The sequence below is a fragment of the Halomonas sp. genome (assembly GCF_033549285.1).
In the GTDB taxonomy this organism is placed as follows: domain Bacteria; phylum Pseudomonadota; class Gammaproteobacteria; order Pseudomonadales; family Halomonadaceae; genus Halomonas.
In genome coordinates this window covers 17,296-34,777 of record NZ_JAWSUJ010000042.1, presented here as the reverse complement: position 1 = coordinate 34,777, position 17,482 = coordinate 17,296, and the positions used below count along the sequence as shown (strand labels likewise).

Annotated in this window: 18 protein-coding genes; 11 read left to right on the top strand and 7 right to left on the bottom strand. The window is 67.7% G+C overall.

Going from position 1 to position 17,482, the window contains the following annotated elements:
- The first annotated feature begins 201 nt into the window (after positions 1–201).
- Positions 202–984, top strand: coding sequence for a TSUP family transporter (locus SCI24_RS11180; protein WP_318725443.1), 783 nt, complete (start codon positions 202–204; stop codon positions 982–984).
- A gap of 105 nt (positions 985–1,089) precedes the next feature.
- On the opposite strand, the gene SCI24_RS11175 is transcribed toward SCI24_RS11180, so the two are convergent.
- Positions 1,090–1,557, bottom strand: a complete 468-nt coding sequence (locus SCI24_RS11175) for a PepSY domain-containing protein (RefSeq protein WP_318725442.1) — start codon at positions 1,555–1,557, stop codon at positions 1,090–1,092.
- A 110-nt stretch (positions 1,558–1,667) separates the two neighbouring features.
- On the opposite strand from SCI24_RS11175, the gene SCI24_RS11170 reads away from it, so the two are divergent.
- The 3 genes from SCI24_RS11170 to SCI24_RS11160 are packed head-to-tail and all read left to right on the top strand — an operon-like array spanning position 1,668 to position 4,041.
- Positions 1,668–2,024 (top strand): PepSY domain-containing protein, encoded by a 357-nt coding sequence (locus SCI24_RS11170; RefSeq protein ID WP_318725441.1) that lies wholly within the window; start codon positions 1,668–1,670, stop codon positions 2,022–2,024.
- Entirely contained in the window at positions 2,021–2,692 is a 672-nt protein-coding gene (locus tag SCI24_RS11165; RefSeq protein WP_318725440.1) for a response regulator transcription factor, read from the top strand. Before SCI24_RS11170 ends, SCI24_RS11165 begins: the two co-directional genes overlap by 4 nt.
- Positions 2,689–4,041, top strand: a complete 1,353-nt coding sequence (locus tag SCI24_RS11160) for a HAMP domain-containing sensor histidine kinase (RefSeq protein WP_318725439.1) — start codon at positions 2,689–2,691, stop codon at positions 4,039–4,041. The genes SCI24_RS11165 and SCI24_RS11160 overlap by 4 nt, the downstream gene beginning before the upstream one ends.
- A 15-nt stretch (positions 4,042–4,056) precedes the next feature.
- Here the strand turns inward: SCI24_RS11160 and SCI24_RS11155 are convergent, their stop codons facing one another.
- The 6 genes from SCI24_RS11155 to SCI24_RS11130 all read right to left on the bottom strand — a co-directional run bounded on the left by SCI24_RS11155 (position 4,057) and on the right by SCI24_RS11130 (position 9,739).
- Positions 4,057–4,968, bottom strand: coding sequence for a cation diffusion facilitator family transporter (locus tag SCI24_RS11155; protein ID WP_412929572.1), 912 nt, complete (start codon positions 4,966–4,968; stop codon positions 4,057–4,059).
- 37 nt (positions 4,969–5,005) lie between these two features.
- Complete coding sequence (locus tag SCI24_RS11150; protein ID WP_412929579.1) at positions 5,006–5,794, bottom strand: ABC transporter permease; 789 nt, start codon at positions 5,792–5,794, stop codon at positions 5,006–5,008.
- A gap of 48 nt (positions 5,795–5,842) precedes the next feature.
- A complete protein-coding gene (locus SCI24_RS11145) occupies positions 5,843–6,730 on the bottom strand; it encodes an ABC transporter permease (RefSeq protein ID WP_318725437.1) in 888 nt (295 codons plus the stop codon).
- Positions 6,723–7,904 carry an ABC transporter ATP-binding protein gene (locus SCI24_RS11140; RefSeq protein WP_318725436.1) on the bottom strand — a complete coding sequence of 394 codons (1,182 nt, stop codon included), beginning with the start codon at positions 7,902–7,904 and terminating at the stop codon, positions 6,723–6,725. The genes SCI24_RS11145 and SCI24_RS11140 overlap by 8 nt, the downstream gene beginning before the upstream one ends.
- Positions 7,901–9,016, bottom strand: coding sequence for a substrate-binding domain-containing protein (locus SCI24_RS11135; protein ID WP_318725435.1), 1,116 nt, complete (start codon positions 9,014–9,016; stop codon positions 7,901–7,903). The genes SCI24_RS11140 and SCI24_RS11135 overlap by 4 nt, the downstream gene beginning before the upstream one ends.
- Positions 9,017–9,172: 156 nt before the next feature.
- Entirely contained in the window at positions 9,173–9,739 is a 567-nt protein-coding gene (locus tag SCI24_RS11130; RefSeq protein ID WP_318725434.1) for an NnrU family protein, read from the bottom strand.
- Between the two features lie 120 nt (positions 9,740–9,859).
- Here SCI24_RS11130 and SCI24_RS11125 point away from each other — a divergent pair, with 120 nt between their 5' ends.
- The 7 genes from SCI24_RS11125 (at position 9,860) to SCI24_RS11095 (ending at position 17,475) form a co-directional block, all read left to right on the top strand.
- Entirely contained in the window at positions 9,860–11,794 is a 1,935-nt protein-coding gene (locus SCI24_RS11125; RefSeq protein WP_318725433.1) for an alkaline phosphatase D family protein, read from the top strand.
- A gap of 98 nt (positions 11,795–11,892) precedes the next feature.
- Positions 11,893–12,825, top strand: a complete 933-nt coding sequence (locus tag SCI24_RS11120) for a CysB family HTH-type transcriptional regulator (protein ID WP_318725432.1) — start codon at positions 11,893–11,895, stop codon at positions 12,823–12,825.
- Between the two features lie 98 nt (positions 12,826–12,923).
- Positions 12,924–13,976 carry a sulfate ABC transporter substrate-binding protein gene (locus tag SCI24_RS11115; RefSeq protein ID WP_318725431.1) on the top strand — a complete coding sequence of 351 codons (1,053 nt, stop codon included), beginning with the start codon at positions 12,924–12,926 and terminating at the stop codon, positions 13,974–13,976.
- Positions 13,977–14,058: 82 nt separating this feature from the next.
- Positions 14,059–14,886 carry a sulfate ABC transporter permease subunit CysT gene (cysT, locus tag SCI24_RS11110; protein WP_318725430.1) on the top strand — a complete coding sequence of 276 codons (828 nt, stop codon included), beginning with the start codon at positions 14,059–14,061 and terminating at the stop codon, positions 14,884–14,886.
- Between the two features lie 12 nt (positions 14,887–14,898).
- A complete protein-coding gene (gene cysW / locus SCI24_RS11105) occupies positions 14,899–15,789 on the top strand; it encodes a sulfate ABC transporter permease subunit CysW (protein ID WP_318725429.1) in 891 nt (296 codons plus the stop codon).
- A 29-nt stretch (positions 15,790–15,818) separates the two neighbouring features.
- Entirely contained in the window at positions 15,819–16,898 is a 1,080-nt protein-coding gene (locus tag SCI24_RS11100) for a sulfate ABC transporter ATP-binding protein (RefSeq protein WP_318725428.1), read from the top strand.
- Positions 16,891–17,475 (top strand): alpha/beta hydrolase, encoded by a 585-nt coding sequence (locus SCI24_RS11095; protein ID WP_318725427.1) that lies wholly within the window; start codon positions 16,891–16,893, stop codon positions 17,473–17,475. Before SCI24_RS11100 ends, SCI24_RS11095 begins: the two co-directional genes overlap by 8 nt.
- Positions 17,476–17,482: the final 7 nt, after the last annotated feature.

The following is a 17,482-nucleotide window of genomic DNA, read 5'->3' as shown; positions in this document are numbered from 1 at the left end:
CCCGCGACGCCCTGGCCATGGCCGAGCGCCAGGAGCGCGGCCTGGTGGTCGCCGAGGGCGTGCGCCTGCCCTGCGCGCTCAGCTTCGTCTGGCGCCGCGACCGCGGCGAGGAGGCGGTGATCGCCGAGGCACTGGAGGTGCTCACCGGCGTCTGGGGGGCACTGGCACCATGACACCACCCCACGGGAAAGGAGCGCCCTGATGGCCGGCCTCGAGATCCCCCAGCTCGTCCTGATCGGGCTGATCTTCGTCTGGAGCGGGTTCGTGCGCACCAGCCTGGGCTTCGGCGGCGCCGTGCTGTCGCTGCCTTTCCTGCTGCTGGTGCTCGACGAGCCGCTGGTCTTCCTGCCGATCATCGCCGTGCACCTGCTGATCTTCTCCAGCTGGATCGCCTGGCGCGGCCACCGGCAGCTGGTGGCCGACAACGGCGGCCAGGCACCAGCCGAGAGCAACATCGACTGGCGCTACCTGCTCAATGCGATGAAGGTGATGATCATCCCCAAGCTGATCGGGGTAATCGGCCTGCTGACCCTGCCGGGCAACGTCCTGACCAGCATCATCTTCGTGATCGTGATGGTCTATGCGGTCGGCTACCTGCTCGACAAGCCCTTTCGCAGCCGCAACCGGGTGGTGGATGCGGTGCTGCTGGCGCTGGGCGGCTACGTCAGCGGCACCTCGCTGATCGGCGCTCCGCTGATCGTCGCGGTCTTCGCCACCCACGTCGCCGCCCATCAGCTGCGCGATACCCTGTTCGTGCTGTGGTTCATCCTGGTGCTGATCAAGATGGTCTCCTTCGTGATCGCCGGCGTCGACCTGCAGCTCATCCACCACCTGTGGCTGCTGCCCTGCGCCCTGGTCGGCCACCTGCTGGGCGAGGGCGCCCACCGGCACATGCTCGCCAGCCGCACCAACCTCTATTTCCGGGTGCTCGGCGGGGTGCTCATCCTGGTCAGCGTGATGGGGCTCGTCAGCTCGGCGGGGTAGCCGCAAACGACGAGGGCCCGAGGCGAAGCTGTCGCGTCGGGCCCTCTTCATGACGGGCTTCATGCGGGATAGGGACTTCGCCGGGGCGAGGCCCCGACGATGGCGTCAGTCGTGCTCGACCTCGAGCACCTCGCCGTCGCGGATTTTAACCTCCAGCTCGCGGTCGTCGGCATCGTAGCCCTCGATTTCGATGCGGCCGTCACGGTCGACCTGGAACTCCTCGAACTCGACCAGACCCTCGGCCACGGCCAGCGCCATGGCGTCACGCACCTCGGCCTCGGAGAGGCCCCAGGCGCCGTCGTCACGCTTCTTGCGCTCCTCCTTTAGACTCTCGCCGCTGGCCAGGTCGAAGCTCACCTCGGCCTGCCACTCGTCGTCGAGCCAGCCCTCCACCTCGACGCGGTCGGAGCGCTTCACCTCGATCTCCTGGAAGGTCTGGAAGCCGAAATCGCCGGCCTGGGCCAGCACCTCGTCGAAGCGCTCGGTGGCCAGGCGATCACCCGCGGCCTGGGCCAGGGTGGCGGCGCCCAGCAGGGCGGCCAGGGAAGCGGTCAGGATCATCTTGCGTTTCATGGGTCATACCTCCGTTCATGGGTGCCACTCCGTTATATCGCCACCGACCTTGCCACAGGGTGACGCGGCCATTCATGCTGCATTCATGTTCGGCCTGGCACCCTGTGGCCATGATGACTCGATGCCTTCTTCCCCGCCTGCGCCTGCTGGCGCTGTCTGCCCTCCTCGCCCTGCTGGCCGCCTCCCCCGCGCCGGCGGACGAGGCGTGGCATGACCTTCACGAGGCGGTACGCGAGGGGAGGATCGTGCCCCTGCCCGAGATCCTTGACTGGCTGGAGGCCCGCTATGTGGGCCAGGTACTCGAGGTGGAGCTCGAGCGTGACGACGGCAAGATGACCTACGAGGTCGAGATGCTCGGCCCCCGTGGCCAGGTGGTGGAGTTCGAGTTCGATGCCGCCAGTGGCGAGCTGATCGGCATGGAGGGGGTGAACATCAACGGGATGCGACGCGAGGATGGCGCGGAATGAAGGTGCTGCTGGTGGAGGATGACCGGGCACTCGCCAAGGCGCTGGAAGAGGCGCTGGGGGACGCCGGCGTGCTGCTGGAGACCGCCACCACCGGCGGCGAGGCGGATTTCCTGGTGCGCACCGAGGCCTACGACGCGGTGATCCTCGACCTGGGCCTGCCCGACGGCGACGGCAGCCGCTGGCTCGCCCAGTGGCGCGAGGGCGCCATCGACACGCCGGTACTGGTGCTCACCGCGCGCACCCGCTGGGCCGACAAGGCCGCCGGCTTCTCGGCCGGGGCCGACGACTACGTCACCAAGCCCTTCGAGACCGCCGAGGTGCTGTTCCGGCTGCGCGCCCTGGTGCGGCGCAGCCACGGCCATGCCCACCCGGTGCTGAGGATCGGCGAGCTCGCCTTCGACACCCACAGCGGCAGCGTCACCCTGGCCGGCCGCCCGGTGAGCCTGACCGCCCAGGAGTCGCGCCTGCTGGCCTACCTGGCCCACGCCGCCCCCCGCGTGGTGAGCCGCAGCGAGCTCGCCGAGCACGTCTACGACCGCGACCACGAGCCGGACTCCAACGTCATCGACGTCCAGATCAGCCGCCTGCGCCGCAAGCTGGGCGCCGCGCGCATCCAGACCCACCGTGGCCAGGGGTATCGCCTGGCCGGGAGCGACGAGACGCCATGAGTCGACTGCGGCGGCTGTCGCTGGCCAGTCGCCTGCTGCTGGCGTCCCTGCTGACACTGGCGATCGCCCTGCCGCTGGCCGGCGCGGGACTCTCCCACTACTTCCGCACGACCGCGACGGGCGCCTTCGACGAGCGCCTGGAGGCGCTGCTCAACGTGGTGGTCGCCGGCCTCGCCTGGGAGCCGACGCAGCAGCAGCTGGTGCATGAACGCTCGCTGGGCGACCCACGCTTCGAGCAGGTGCTCTCCGGCTGGTACTGGCAGATCAGCGACGGCGGCGAGCGGGTGCTGACCTCCCGCTCGCTGTGGGACCAGCGCCTGCCGGTGCGCTCCCACCGCCAGGTGATGATCCGTGACCTGCCAGGCCCGCGCGGGACACCGCTGCGCGTCATCGAGCGCGATATCCGCCTGGCACCACTGGACGGTCCGCTGCACGTCAGCGTGGCCGTCTCCCGGGCAACGCTGGACGCGGAGCTCGCCCGCTTCACCCGGCTGGTGACGCTCTTCCTGGTCGGCCTGGGGCTGCTGCTGCTGGCCACCCTGGCCCTGCAGGTGCGCTGGGGCCTGGCGCCGCTGCGCCGGGTGCAGGCCGATCTGCAGCAGGTGGAGAACGGCGAGGCCGAGCGCCTCGATACCCGCCTGTCGCCGGAGCTCGCGCGTCTCGCCCGGGCCATGAACGGGGTGCTGGAGCGCGACCGGCGACTGATGACCCATGCGCGTCACGCCGCGGGCAACCTGGCGCATTCGCTGAAGACCCCGGTGAGCGTGCTGACCACCCTGGCCGACGGCATCGAGGAGCCGCGGCGCACCCGCATCCGTGACGAACTGGCGCGCATCGATGGCGCGGTACGCCACCACCTGGCCCGCGCCACGGCGGCCGGGGACGCCGGCCTGGCCCCCCGCGTCGACGCCGGCGAGGTGCTAACCCCCATCCTCGCGGGGCTTGGCCGCCTGGCCGAACGACGCGGCATCACCCTCGGCCACGACCTGCCGGCCGGGATGCGCGTGCGCATGGAGGCCCAGGACCTGCAGGAGCTGGTCGGCAACCTGCTGGAGAACGCCCTGCGCTGGGCGAAGGGACGCGTCGAGATGCGCGGCGGCAGCGAAGCGGGGGGGAGCTGGCTGGAGGTCGAGGACGACGGGCCGGGCATGGACGAGGCCCAGCGCCAGGCCGCCCTGGCCCGCGGTGCCCGACTCGACGAGCAACACCCGGGCAGCGGCCTGGGCCTGGCCATCGTGGCCGACCTGGTAAAGCTCAACGGCGGCCGGCTGGAGCTCGCGCGCTCGCGCCTAGGCGGACTGGCGGTGCGCGTCTGGCTCCCCGACCGCCCCTTCCGGCCCGCCGACTGACGCAGCGAACACGGCTCAGCCGCGGCTGCCCGCGCCTTCCTCGGGCTCGTCGGCACACTGGTGCCGGCTCTCCAGCTGGATGGTGGCATGGTCCAGGCCGTAGCGCTTCACCAGCAGGGTCCGGATCGCCACCAGCGCGGCCTGGCGATCCTCGCCCTCCTCGATGGCCGCATGCAGCGAGACCAGGTGGCGTCCCGGGGTCAGCGACCAGACATGCACGTGATGCACGTTGCAGACCGCCTCGAGCTGCTCGGGAATCTCGCGGCGCAGGGTCGCCGCATCCAGGTCGTCCGGGGCGCCTTCCAGCAGGATATGGCCGGACTCCCGTGTCAGCTTCCAGGCGCTGCGCAGGATCAGCAGCGCCACCAGCAGCGAGAGCAGCGGGTCGATGGGCATCCAGCCGGTGGCCAGTATCACCAGGGCCGCGACGATGGCCGCCACCGAGCCCAGGAGATCGCCCAGCACGTGCAGGGCGGCGCCGCGGATGTTGAGGTTGTCGCGGTCCCCGAAGTGCAGGATGGCGAACACCACCACGTTGACCAGAAGCCCCAGGGCGGCGATCGCCAGCATGGTGGTGCCCATCACCTCCACCGGCGAGAGCAGCCGGCGGATCGCCTCGATGAAGATCCACACCACAATGGCGATCAGCGTCAGGCCGTTGACGAAGGCGGCCAGGATCTGCACCCGGTGGTAGCCGAAGCTGCGCTTCTCGTCCGCCGGGCGGCGGCTGATGCGCGCGGCGAACCAGGCCAGCGCCAGGGCGGCGGTGTCGGTGAGCATGTGGCCGGCATCGGCCAGCAGCGCCAGCGAGCCGGAGAGGATGCCACCCACCACCTCGGCAACCATGAAGCCGCCGGTGAGCAGGATCGCCCAGAAGAGCCGGCGCTGGCTGTCCTGCCCGGTGTGATGGTCGTGATCGTGAGCCATGAGCCCTCCCTTGCCAGGCCCCAGCATAACGCAGGGCTCACACCCCCTTCACGCTTCTCGCCGCTTCGCGGCGCCGCTTGAGCTCGTAGGCCACGGCCAGCAGCACGGTGACGAGGATCAGGATCAGCCCCAGGGCGTTGACCGCCGGCGTGAGGCCGGTACGCACCTTGGAGGCGATGTAGACCGTCAGGGTGGTGTCGTAGCCCACCACGAACAGCGAGGTGTTGTAGTTCTCGAAGGACTGCAGGAAGGCGATCACCGCCGCCGAGAGGATCGCCGGCCTCAGATAGGGCAGCAGGATGCGCCGGAACATCTGCCACTGGCTGGCGCCCAGGTCCAGGGCGGCACGCTCCATGGTGCGGTCGAAGCGCTGCAGCCGCGCGGTGACCATCAGCATCACGTAGGCGGCGATGAAGGTGGCCTGGCCGAGCACGGTGAGGAAGATGCCCCCGCCGACCCCGAGCTGGCGCCAGAAGATCAGCGTCGAGATGCCGATGATCACCCCCGGGGTGAGCAGCGGCGAGAGGATCAGCGCATAGAGGAAGGGCTTGGCGCGGCTCTGCACCGTGTTGAGGAACAGCGCGGTGGCGATGCCGATGGGCACCGCCAGCAGGAGCACGCCCACGGCGACGATGGCGCTGTTGCCCAGCGCCTGCCACATGCCGCCGTCGGCGGCGAGCTCGCCGAACCACTTCAGGGTGGTGCCGTCCCAGGGGGTCACGGTGGGGAAGCGGCTGTCGTTGAAGGTGGCCGCCGCCATCACCAGCAGCGGCAGGAAGAGGTAGGTGAAGAACACCACCACGTAGACGCGCAGGCCCAGGGCCATCAGTCGCTGTGAGCTCACGTCCCGCCCCCTTTCATTTCGCCCGGTCCCTCATTTGGCAATGTCCCCCAGGCCCACCTTGAACACCTTCATCACCAGCGACATGAAGCCGATGCACAGCACCAGCAGCAGGAAGGCGTAGGCCGCCCCCTGGTTCCAGTTGCCGCCCTCGAAGAACCAGTTGTAGATGATCTGGGTGAACCAGCGGCTGCCCGGCGAGCCGAGCAGCGCCGGCACCGCATAGCTGCCCGCCGCCAGCATGAAGGTCATGATGCAGCCGGTGGCGATCCCCGGCTTGGCATGGGGGATGACGATGCGCCGATGGGTGCGCAGCGTCCCCGCCCCCAGGTCCCGGGCCGCCCGCACCTGGTTGTCGTCGAGGCTCTCGATGGCGTTGTAGACCGGGAAGACCATGAACAGGATATAGGCGTAGACCATCCCCACCATCACCCCGGCGTCACCGCTGAGGAAGCGGATCGGCCGATCGATCAGCCCGAGCATCATCAGCACCTCGTTGAGCGGCCCGCGGAAGGCGAGAATGATGAACCACGAGTAGGTACGCAGGATCTCGTTGATCCAGAAGGGAATGATCAGCAAGAGGATGCACAGCGCCGCCTGCCGCGGGGTGGCCACCTTGGCCAGGTACCAGGCCAGCGGATAGCTCACGGCAAGCGTCAGCAGGGTCACCAGCACGCTGGACCACAGCGTCTTGAAGAAGATCGCCCGGTGGATGTCGTTGGCGAACAGGGTGGCGTAGTTGGTCAGCGTCCAGCCGTCCTGTGGCCCGCCGCGCTGGGCCGGCAGCAGGTTGGGGCGCAGCGAGTAGTCGATCATCTGCAGCTGCGGCAGGGTGACCATCACGATCAGCCAGATGCCCAGCAGGCCGAGGATCGCCATGGCCAGCGGGCCGCCGAAACGCGCGGCGAGCTGCCTAAACATGGCCAGCCTCCACCACCTCGCCGGTCGCCTCGTCGACCCGGGGGCTGCCATCCGCGGGCAGCACCACCGCATCGTCGGGGTCATAGCCGAACCTCATGCGACGCCCCGCGACCAGGGCATCGGTGTACTGTCGGGAGACCTCGTGGCCCAGCTGCACCCTGAGCAGTTCGCCCGAGGCGTCCAGGCGCGCCTCCAGCACCACCCAGGCACCCTCGAAGTGCACCGCCTCGAGGGTGGCCGCGAGGATCGGCCCGGCACTCCCCTCCTCGACCGGGCGCAGGTGCTCGGGGCGGATGTAGAGCGCCGCCGGGTCGCCGCGCGCCAGCCGGGACGCGGCCGCGACTCGGCCGGCCAGTTCGCCCAGCGCTCCGCCGTCCAGGCGCACCCGCTCGGCCTGGCGCTCGATCAGCGTCGTCCGCAGCCGGTTGTTCTCGCCGACGAAGGCCGCCACGAAGCCGGTGGCCGGCGAACGGTAGAGGGTCACCGGGTCGGCCACCTGCTGGATGCGGCCCGCCGACATCACCGCCACCCGGTCGGACATGGTCAACGCCTCGCCCTGGTCGTGGGTGATGTAGATGAAGGTGATGCCGGTCTTGCGCTGGATCGCCTTGAGCTCGGCACGCATGTGCTGGCGAAGCTTGAGGTCCAGCGCCGAGAGCGGCTCATCGAGCAGCAGCACCCGCGGCTCCACGGCCAGTGCCCGGGCGATGGCCACCCGCTGCTTCTGCCCGCCGGAGAGCTCGCCGATCCGCTTCGGCCCGCTGCCCTCCAGGGCCACCAGCGCCAGCAGGCGCTCGGAGGCCTCGCGGCGCGCCTTGCGGTCGACCCCGCGCACCTCCAGGCCGAACTCGATGTTCTCGTACACCGTCATGAGCGGGAAGAGCGCCAGGTTCTGGAAGATCATCGCCGTGGGACGGCGGTTCACCGGCACCCCGGCCATGGGCTCGCCGCCGATCAGCACCTGCCCCTCGCTGGGCGTCAGAAAGCCGCTGATCATGTTGAGCAGGGTGGTCTTGCCGCAGCCCGAGGGCCCGAGGAAGCTGAAGAACTCCCCCGAGCCGATCTCGAGTGTCGTCCTGTCGATGGCGGTGAAGTCGCCGAAGCGCATCACCACCTCCTCCAGGCGGACGCTGCCGTCCATGCTCACCTCGGGGCCGGGGTCAGGCGACGTCATGCGGAGAGATAGCGGTCCTGGTACTCGTTGCGCAGCGCCACGTACCAGGGCTCCTGGATCGGCCACCACCAGAGGTTGGCAAGGTCCTCCTCGGTGTAGGACTCGGTGAAGAAGTTGCGCGTCGCCTCGGGCAAGAGCTCGGTCGCCCCCTTGGAGGTGGAGTTGTAGCCGGTGGCCTCGACGAACATGGCGCCGGCTTCCGGGGTGTAGTACCAGTTGATCAGCTCGTACACGGCGTCCGGGTTCCGGGCGTTCCTGGGAATCACGAAGCCCTCCATCCAGGCCAGGGCACCTTCCTTCGGCGCGCCGTAGGCGATCTCCTCGCCCTCCTGCTGCAGGCGGAAGGCGGTGGAGTCCCAGGTCTGGCCGATGATCGCGCCGTTGGTGCGGAAGGCGGCCTGGGCCTCGTTCTCGGTGTTCCAGAACTGCACCAGCATGGACTTGTGCTTGACCGCCTCCTCGAGGATGACGTCGAAGTTGGCGCGCATCGCCTCCTCGCTCTGGTAGGAGTCGAGCAGCGGGTGCGGCAGCCGACCCTCGCGCTCCAGCCACAGGCCGATGCCGACCAGCGCCGAGTGGCCGCGCACCGTGACGCCCTGGCCGTGCTCCGGGTTCCACAGGTCAGCATAGCTCAGGTTGGCGCGGTCCACGTCGGCGAAGCGGCGGTGCCAGGTGATCGCCTCGGTGCCCCAGTCGCTGGGCGCGAAGTAGCGCTTGCCGTCGACCACGCCGCCGGTCTCGGAGCCCTCGATGGCGCTGTCCAGGGCGCCGCTCCAGTCGATGCGCGACGTGTCCAGCGGCTGGATGAGGTCGTAGTCGAGATAGCCGGGCACGCGGTCCACGGTGGGCATGATGACGTCGAAGCCGCTGCCGTCGCTGGCGCGCAGCGAGTTCATCAGCTCGTCGTTGGTGCCGTAGGGCGTGAAGGTGGCCTTGATGCCGGTCTTCTCGGTGAAGTCCGCCAGCATCCGGTCATTGAAGTAGCCCGCCCAGGCGTAGATGCGCAGGGTCTGCTCCTGGGCCAGCAGCGTGTTGACGTAGAAGGACGGCACGCTGGCCACGGCCCCGGCGGCCAGGCTGCCCTTGAGAAAACGGCGACGTGTGAACGACATGACGAGCTCTCCATGGTGGCTGGGACGCACCCCGTTATCGCGCGGCGAGGTGACGACGCCATGACCCGCCGATGACGGTTCAGCGTCGACTCAATCAGCGTAGCACCATATAGGGAAAGGCCCAGTCGAGAGGAAGGCCCCGTCGCCGCGTCGGGGTCACATCACCGGCACGCCGGTCACCCAGACGTGCAGGTGGAAGGCGAACAGGTAGTAGGCCACCAGGCCGATCACCACGGTGGCGACGGTACCGGCCATGCCCGGGGCGGCGCTCTCCGGCCGGGGACGACGACGCGCCGCGCGGAAGTCGAACACGGCCCACAGCAGGAAGGCCCCGAAGAAGACGATGTCGCCCAGCCGGCCGTTGGCCAGCAGGTGGGCAAAGGCCCAGAGCTTCACCGCCAGGATCATCGGATGGCCAAGCCTCGCCTTGAGGTGGTTGCCCGGCACATAGGCCGCCACAAGCAGCACGAAGGCGGGAATCATCAGCAGCGAGACGGCATGGCGCAGGCCCACCGGGGGCTGCCACACCCACACCGGGTCCAGGCGCATCTGGCCATAGCCCCAGATCGCCAGGGCCAGGCCGATGATCGAGACCACGGAATAGGCTGCCTTCCAGGGCAGCACACCCATGCGCTGGATATGGGCGCTTCGCCAGTCGTCGGCGACGATGCGCACCGAGTGCACGCCGAGAAAGATCAACATGCCGAGCAGCATCACGGTCATGGTGGAAGTCTCCATCAGGGAAAGGGCAAAGTGGAACGAAACCGCCGCCAGCCTAGTCTGTTGACCTGTTCACGACCAGTGCCGTCGACCGCCAAAGCACCCGCGACGCAAAGGATTGCCATGACTGGAGACACCGCCCCCCTGCCCGAGGTCCTCGCCGGCCCTATCCTGCGGCGCCTGAGCGCGGATCGCCTGGTGATCTGGCTGGTGGGCTCGCGCCCCCTCGACCTGGGGCTGATGCTGCACCCCGGCGGCCACCCGCCGCGCCGCCTGACCCTCAACAACGCGCGGCGCCTGCAATGCCTGCCGCTGGGCCGCCATGCCTGGCTGCACCTGATCGACGTGGCCCTCGACACGCCCCTGCCCCGCGGCGTGCGCATCGACTACGACCTGAAGATCGCCCCGGACGGGAGCGACAGCGGGGTCGAGCGCGGCATCGCCGACTGGGCGCCCCACCTGCTGCACGAGGGCGCCACGCATCCCGCCTTCGTGCTGGCCGAGAGCCACCGTCGGCTGCTCCACGGCTCCTGTCGCCGGCCCCATTACGACGGGCCCGACGGCCTGGTGCGCACCGATGCCTGGCTGGCCGAGCGCCGGGAGACGCCCGAGGCGTGGCCCGCCTGGCTGCTGATGACCGGCGACCAGGTCTATGCCGACGACGTCGCCGGCCCCCTGCTGGTCGCCATCCATGCGCTGATCCGCCGCCTGGGCCTGTTCGACGAGACCCTCGAGGGGGCCACCGTGCCCGACAGCCAGGCCCTCTACGCGGATGCCGCCACCTACTACCGGCGCGAGGCGCTGCTGCCGGACGTCAAGAGCAGCGAGGACCTGCGCGAGGGCTTCTTCGGCGGGGTGCGCAAGCCGGTGTTCACCTCGGCCAACGCCCACAACCACCTGATGAGCTTCGCCGAGGTCATCGCCATGTACCTGCTGGTCTGGTCGCCGATGCCCTGGCGGCTGGTCGAGATGGGCGAGCCTGCGCTGGACGAGAAAGACGCGGCGCGCTTCGGCGAGCAGCGAGGCGTCATCGAGCGCTTCGCCAAGGGGCTGCCTGCCGCCGCCCGGGTGATGGCCCACCTGCCCTCGCTGATGATCTTCGACGACCACGACATCACCGACGACTGGAACCTCACCGCGGACTGGGAGCGCACCGCCTACGGCCACCCCTTCTCGCGGCGCATCATCGGCAACGCCCTGCTGGCCTACCTGCTCTGCCAGGGCTGGGGCAACGACCCGGACCGCCTGGCCGAGCCGCTGGCCGAGGCCGCTGAATTGCTCGACCTGGCGGCCAGCCGGGAGGGCTGGCTGCCCGCCGAGGAGCAGGACGCGGTGATCGAGCACGTGCTGCGCTTCCAGGGCTGGGAGGTGGAGGTCGAGGGCGAGCCGAAGCTCGTGGTGCTGGACACCCGCACCCGACGCTGGCGCAGCGAGCGCAGTCCGAAACGCCCTTCCGGCCTCATGGATTGGGAGGCACTCTCGGAGCTGCAGCAGCAGCTCCTCGGGGCCACGTCGGTGGTGATCGTCTCGCCGGCCCCGATGTTCGGCGTCAAGCTGATCGAGACCATCCAGCGGCTCTTCACCCTGGCCGGCAGGCCACTGCTGGTCGACGCCGAGAACTGGATGGCCCACCGCGGCGCGGCCAGCGTGATGCTCAACATCTTCCGCCACTCGCGCACGCCGGGGCACTACGTGATCCTCTCCGGCGACGTGCACTACTCCTTCGCCTACGACATCCGCATCCGCCAGCGCCGCGAGGGGCCGAGAATCTGGCAGATCACCTCCAGTGGCATCAAGAACGCCTTCCCCGACACCCTGCTCGACTGGTTCGACCGCCTGAACCGCTGGCTCTATGCCCCGCGCTCGCCGCTCAACTGGCTCACCCAGCGCCGGCGCATGGTGATCACCCCGCGCGACCCGGACCGCGCCAAGGCCGGCGAGCGGCTATGGAACGGCGCCGGCATCGGCCTGGTGGAGCTCGACGCCCAGGGCCGCCCGAGCGACATCCGCCAACTCGATGCCCGCGGCTTCGACGTCACCTTCCCGCCCCGAGAGTAAGCCGCCAGCGCGGATATCCATATCGCAACAAATGCTTTTAAAGAATAAAAAACGTATTTTATATTCTCATAAGCATTTTCTGTGCAGGGATATTCCGCATGAACCTTCAACAGCTGCGCATCGTGAGAGAAACCGTACGCCAGCACTTCAACCTCACGGAGGCGGCCAACGCGCTTTTCACCTCCCAATCGGGGGCCAGCAAGCACATTCGTGACCTGGAGGAGGAGCTGGGTGTCGAGCTCTTCGAGCGCCGGGGGAAGCGCATCCTGGGACTGACACAGGCCGGCAGCACCTTGCTGGAGATCATCGAGCGCATCCTGCTGGATGCGGAGAACCTCAAGCGCTCGGCGCACCAGTTGACGCATGAAGATCAGGGTAGCCTGGCCATCGCCACCACCCATACCCAGGCCCGCTATGCGCTGCCGCCGATCATCGCCCGCTTCAAGCAGGCCTTTCCCAAGGTTCACCTCGAGCTTCACCAATGCGGGCCCGACGAGATCGTGTCGCTTCTCAAGGCCGGCAAGGTGGATATCGGGGTGGCCACCGAGGCCCTGCACGAGCACGGGCAGCTGTTCGCCTGCTTCTCCTTCTACCACTGGTACCACGGGGTGATCGTCCCGGAGGGACACCCGTTGGACGATGGACAGCCGCTGACCCTGGCGCGAATCGCCGCGCATCCCATCGTCACCTATCACGAGGGCTTCACCGGGCGTGCTCGCATCGACCAGGCCTTCGCTGCCGCCGACGTGGTACCCGACATCGTGCTCACGGCACTGGATGCCGATGTGATCAAGACGTACGTGGAACTCGGACTGGGCGTCGGGGTAATCGCGTCGATGGCCTATCAGGAAGAGCGCGACCGGGGATTGAGGCTGCTCGATGCCAGCGAGCTGCTCCCGCGCAACACCACCTACCTGGCCCTGCGCCGGGGACATTTCCTGCGCGGGTTCGCCTACCAGTTCCTGCAGTTCTGCCGAGACGACCTGGATGAGGCCACCGTCCAGCAGGTGCTAGCCGGCACCCCTGGTTAATTCATAAAAAGAATAAACAATCCGTTTTTAATTCGTTCTAGTGGCATGAGAGGCGGCAGTAGGGTGGACACACCCTCAACGCATACGGAGTTCACCTCATGCCGCTGACGCCTTCCTCACCGTACCGTCTCAGCCTGGCGCTGATTGCCACCGCCTCGGCGCTGGCCATCCTTGCCCCCGGCGGGCAAGCCCATGCCGAGGACGTCGAGATTCTCAACGTCTCCTACGACCCGACCCGAGAACTCTATCGAGAGTACAACGACTGGTTCAGCGACTACTGGAAGGAGCAGACCGGCGACGATGTCACCGTCCGTCAGTCTCATGGGGGTGCCGGCTCCCAGGCGAGGGCCGTGCTGGATGGCCTCGGGGCGGATGTCGTGACCCTGGCGCTGGCCTACGACATCGATCAGTTCCACGAGCGTGCCGATCTGATCCCCGCCGACTGGCAGTCGCGCCTGCCCAATAACAGCGCCCCCTACACCTCGACCATCGTGCTGCTGGTCCGGGATGGTAACCCGAAGAATATCCAGGACTGGGACGACCTGACCCGCGATGACGTCGAGGTCATCACGCCCAACCCCAAGACTTCCGGCGGCGCACGCTGGAACTACCTGGCGGCCTGGGGTTACGCGCTGGATAAGTTCGACGGCGATGAGCAGAAGACATTCGAGTTCGTGCGTGACATCTACAAGAACGTGCCGGTGCTCGACTCAGGTGCTCGCGGCTCCACCAACACCTTCGTCCAGCGCGGGATCGGCGACGTACTGCTGGCCTGGGAGAACGAGGCCTTTCTGGCGACAGAACAGCTCGGCAAGGGAGAGTTCGAGATCGTGGTGCCGTCGGTGAGCATCCTCGCCGAGCCGCCCGTGACGGTGATCGACAAGAACGTCGAGGCGCATGGCACCCGCGAGGTGGCAACGGCGTACCTCGAGCAGCTCTATACCGATGACGCACAGCGCCTGGCTGGCAAGCACTTCTATCGGCCCGCCGATCCCGAGATCGCCAGGGAGTTCGAGGACCGGTTCCCCGATGTCGAGCGCTTCACCGTCGATGAGGAGTTTGGCGGCTGGACCAACGCCCAGGAGACCCACTTCAACGATGGCGGCCACTTCGACGACATCCTGCAGCAGGTGGGCAACCCTACCAACTGAGCATGTTGGGTGATGTCTCCCCCGGGCCTCGCGCCCGGGGTTTTTTGGGTAACCGACTCACGGATAAACGACGAGCCTGACCATGCCGATCCTCAACCAACCTCGCAGCGTGATCCCGGGCTTCGGCCTGACCATGGGGTTCTCGCTGTTCTATCTCGGCCTGATCTTCCTGATCCCCGTGGCCGGTCTGCTGGTCTTTACCGCCACCATGAGCTGGGCGGACTTCTGGTCGGCGATCAGCCATCCCCAGGTGGTGGCCTCCTATAAGCTCTCCTTCGGTGCCTCATTGGCAGGCGCCGCCATCAACCTGGTCTTCGGGATGCTGGTGGCCTGGGTGCTGGTGCGCTACACCTTCCCCGGCAAGCGGATCATCGATGCCCTGGTCGATCTCCCCTTCGCCCTGCCGACGGCAGTGGCGGGGATTTCCCTGGTGACCCTCTACGCCACCACTGGCTGGGTGGGACAGCACCTGAACGTCTTCGGCATCAAGGTCGCCTATACCCAGCTCGGGGTGGTCATCGCCCTGACCTATATCGGTCTGCCCTTCGTGGTGCGCACCGTGCAGCCGGTGCTGGAGGATCTCGAGGCGGAACTCGAGGAAGCCTCGGCCAGCCTGGGAGCCAGCCGTTTCACCACCATTCGCCGGGTGATTCTCCCTGCCCTGCTGCCGGCGGCCTTGACCGGCTTCGCCCTGGCCTTCGCCCGCGCCCTGGGCGAGTACGGCTCGGTGGTGTTCATCTCCGGCAACCTGCCCTATCGCACCGAGATCACGCCGCTACTGATCGTCGCCAAGATCGAACAGTTCGACTACCACGGCGCCGCCGCCATCGGCAGCGTGATGCTGCTCGCCGCCTTCTTGCTCTTGCTGCTGATCAATGGCCTGCAGTGGTGGGCCTCGCGGCGCCGTTAAGGAATTCCTTTCATGACCTCATCGAGTCTCTCATCATCGGTATCCCACACCACCCTGGCGGGGCACTGGCGTCGTGCCACCGAGGAGCCGGTCTGGCTGCGACGTTGCCTGATCGCCGTGGCCCTGACCTTTCTCGGCCTGTTTCTGGTGTTGCCGCTGATCGTGGTGCTCTACAGCGCCTTCAGCCAGGGCATCGATGCCTGGCAAGCGGCGATCACCGAATCCGACGCCCTGGCGGCCATCCGCCTGACGCTCCTGGTGGTCGTCATCGCGGTACCCGCCAACCTGGTGTTCGGCGTGGCCACCGCCTGGGCGGTGGCCAAGTTCGAGTTCCGTGGCAAGTCGGTGCTGATTTCGATGATCGATATGCCGTTCGCCATCTCCCCCGTGGTCGTCGGCCTGATCTTCGTGGTGATGTTCGGCTCCCAGGGCTGGCTCGGCCCCTGGCTATCGGAACACGACCTGAAGATTCTCTATGCGGTGCCGGGCATCGTCATCGTCATCGTCTTCGGTACGCTGCCCTTCGTGGCTCGCGAGCTGATTCCGCTGATGCAGCAGCAGGGCAAGGAAGAGGAAGAGGCGTCGCTGACCCTGGGGGCCAGCGGCTGGAAGACCTTCTGGCACGTCACCCTGCCCAACATCAAGTGGGGGCTGATCTACGGCGTGATCCTCTGTAACGCCCGCGCCATGGGCGAGTTTGGTGCCGTCGCGGTGGTATCGGGCCGCATTCGCGGCGAGACCAACACCCTGCCGCTGCATATCGAGGTGCTCTACAACGAGTACCAGTTCACCGCCGCCTTCGCCGTGTCCTCACTGCTGACCGGCCTGGCGCTGGTCACCATCGCCATCAAGAGCCTTGTCGAATGGCACGACGAGCGCCGACAGCGCCTCGCCGCCGAATGAGCCCGACTCCCTGAATCAACGAGAACGCCATGAGCATCGAGATCGATCACGTCAACAAGCACTTCGGTGACTTCATCGCCGTCGACAACGTCAGCCTGACCTTCCGCGATGGTGAGCTCACCGCCCTGCTCGGACCCTCGGGCTCGGGCAAGACCACCCTGCTGCGCGTCATCGCCGGTCTGGAACAACCCGATACCGGGCGGATCCGCTTCCACGGCGAAGACACCACCGACCTGCATGTCAGCAAGCGCAGCGTCGGCTTCGTCTTCCAGCACTATGCGCTGTTCAAGCACATGACGGTGTTCCAGAACGTCGCCTACGGGCTCACCGTCAAGCCGCGACGCCAACGACCCAGCAAGGCCGAGATCAAGCGCAGGGTGATGGAGCTGCTGGAGCTCGTCCAGCTCGACTGGACCGCCCACCGCTACCCCCATCAGCTCTCCGGCGGCCAACGCCAGCGCATCGCCCTGGCCCGCGCGCTGGCGGTGGAGCCCAAGGTGTTGCTGCTCGACGAGCCCTTCGGTGCCCTGGATGCCAAGGTGCGCGCCGAGCTGCGTCGCTGGCTGCGCCGTCTGCATGACGAGATCCACGTCACCAGCGTCTTCGTCACCCATGACCAGGAGGAGGCCCTGGAGGTCTCGGACCGGGTGGTGGTGATGAACCAGGGCCGCGTGGAGCAGGATGGCTCGCCAGAGGAGGTCTACGACCATCCGGCCAACCCGTTCGTCTATCAGTTCCTCGGCAACGTCAACCTGTTCCATGCTCGCGTCCACGACGGCGTGGCGCGTATCGGTGACGTTCACCTGCCCGCACCGGAGTACGAAGGCTACCGCGATGAGCAGGGGCAGGCCTATGTGCGCCCCCACGAGATCGAGGTCTTCTCCGATCGCGATCACGACGGCGCCCTGCACGCCAAGGTCGAGTTGGTCTCGGTGGTCGGCCCCACGGTGCGCCTCGAACTGCGCACCGACAACAGCGAGGACCTGGTTCACGCCGAGCTGCCCAAGCACCGCTTCCGGGAACTGGGCCTGGCCCAGGGCGGCGATGCCTGGATTCGCCCCATTCATAGCCGGGTGTTTCTGCCCGACTCGCGGGTGGCCAATGGCTGACCACCTTCCATCCTTCGAGGGCTACCACTGCCTGATCGTGCCCGGGTGGCAGGGTTCCGGAGATGACCACTGGCAGACCCACTGGCAGTCTCGACTACCCCATACCTCGCGCACCCGCGTCGGCAGCTGGCAGGAACCGGAGCTCGATGACTGGATCGGCGCCCTGAACAGGGCAACCCGGCGCATCGACTCCCCCATCCTGCTGGTAGCCCATAGCCTGGGCTGTATCACCGTCGCGCACTGGGCCGCGCGACAGGCATCGAGCAGTAAGGTGGCCGGTGCCCTGCTGGTCGCACCGGCGGATGTGGAACGAGGCAGCGTCAGTCGTCCGCTGGCCAGCTTTGCTCCCATTCCAATGCACCGCCTGCCGTTCCCGAGTCTGGTGGTAGGCTCCACCAATGACCCGGCCGCCAGCGCCCGGCGCGCCGCCAACTTTGCCACCGCCTGGGACAGTGAGCTGGTGGTGCTCGACGATGCCGGGCACCTCAACCCGGCGTCCGGTCATCGGGAGTGGGAAGAGGGTTTCGCGCTGCTCCAACGGCTTGTGCTACCAGGCGCTCTGGCCCATAGCGCCTGAACCGTCT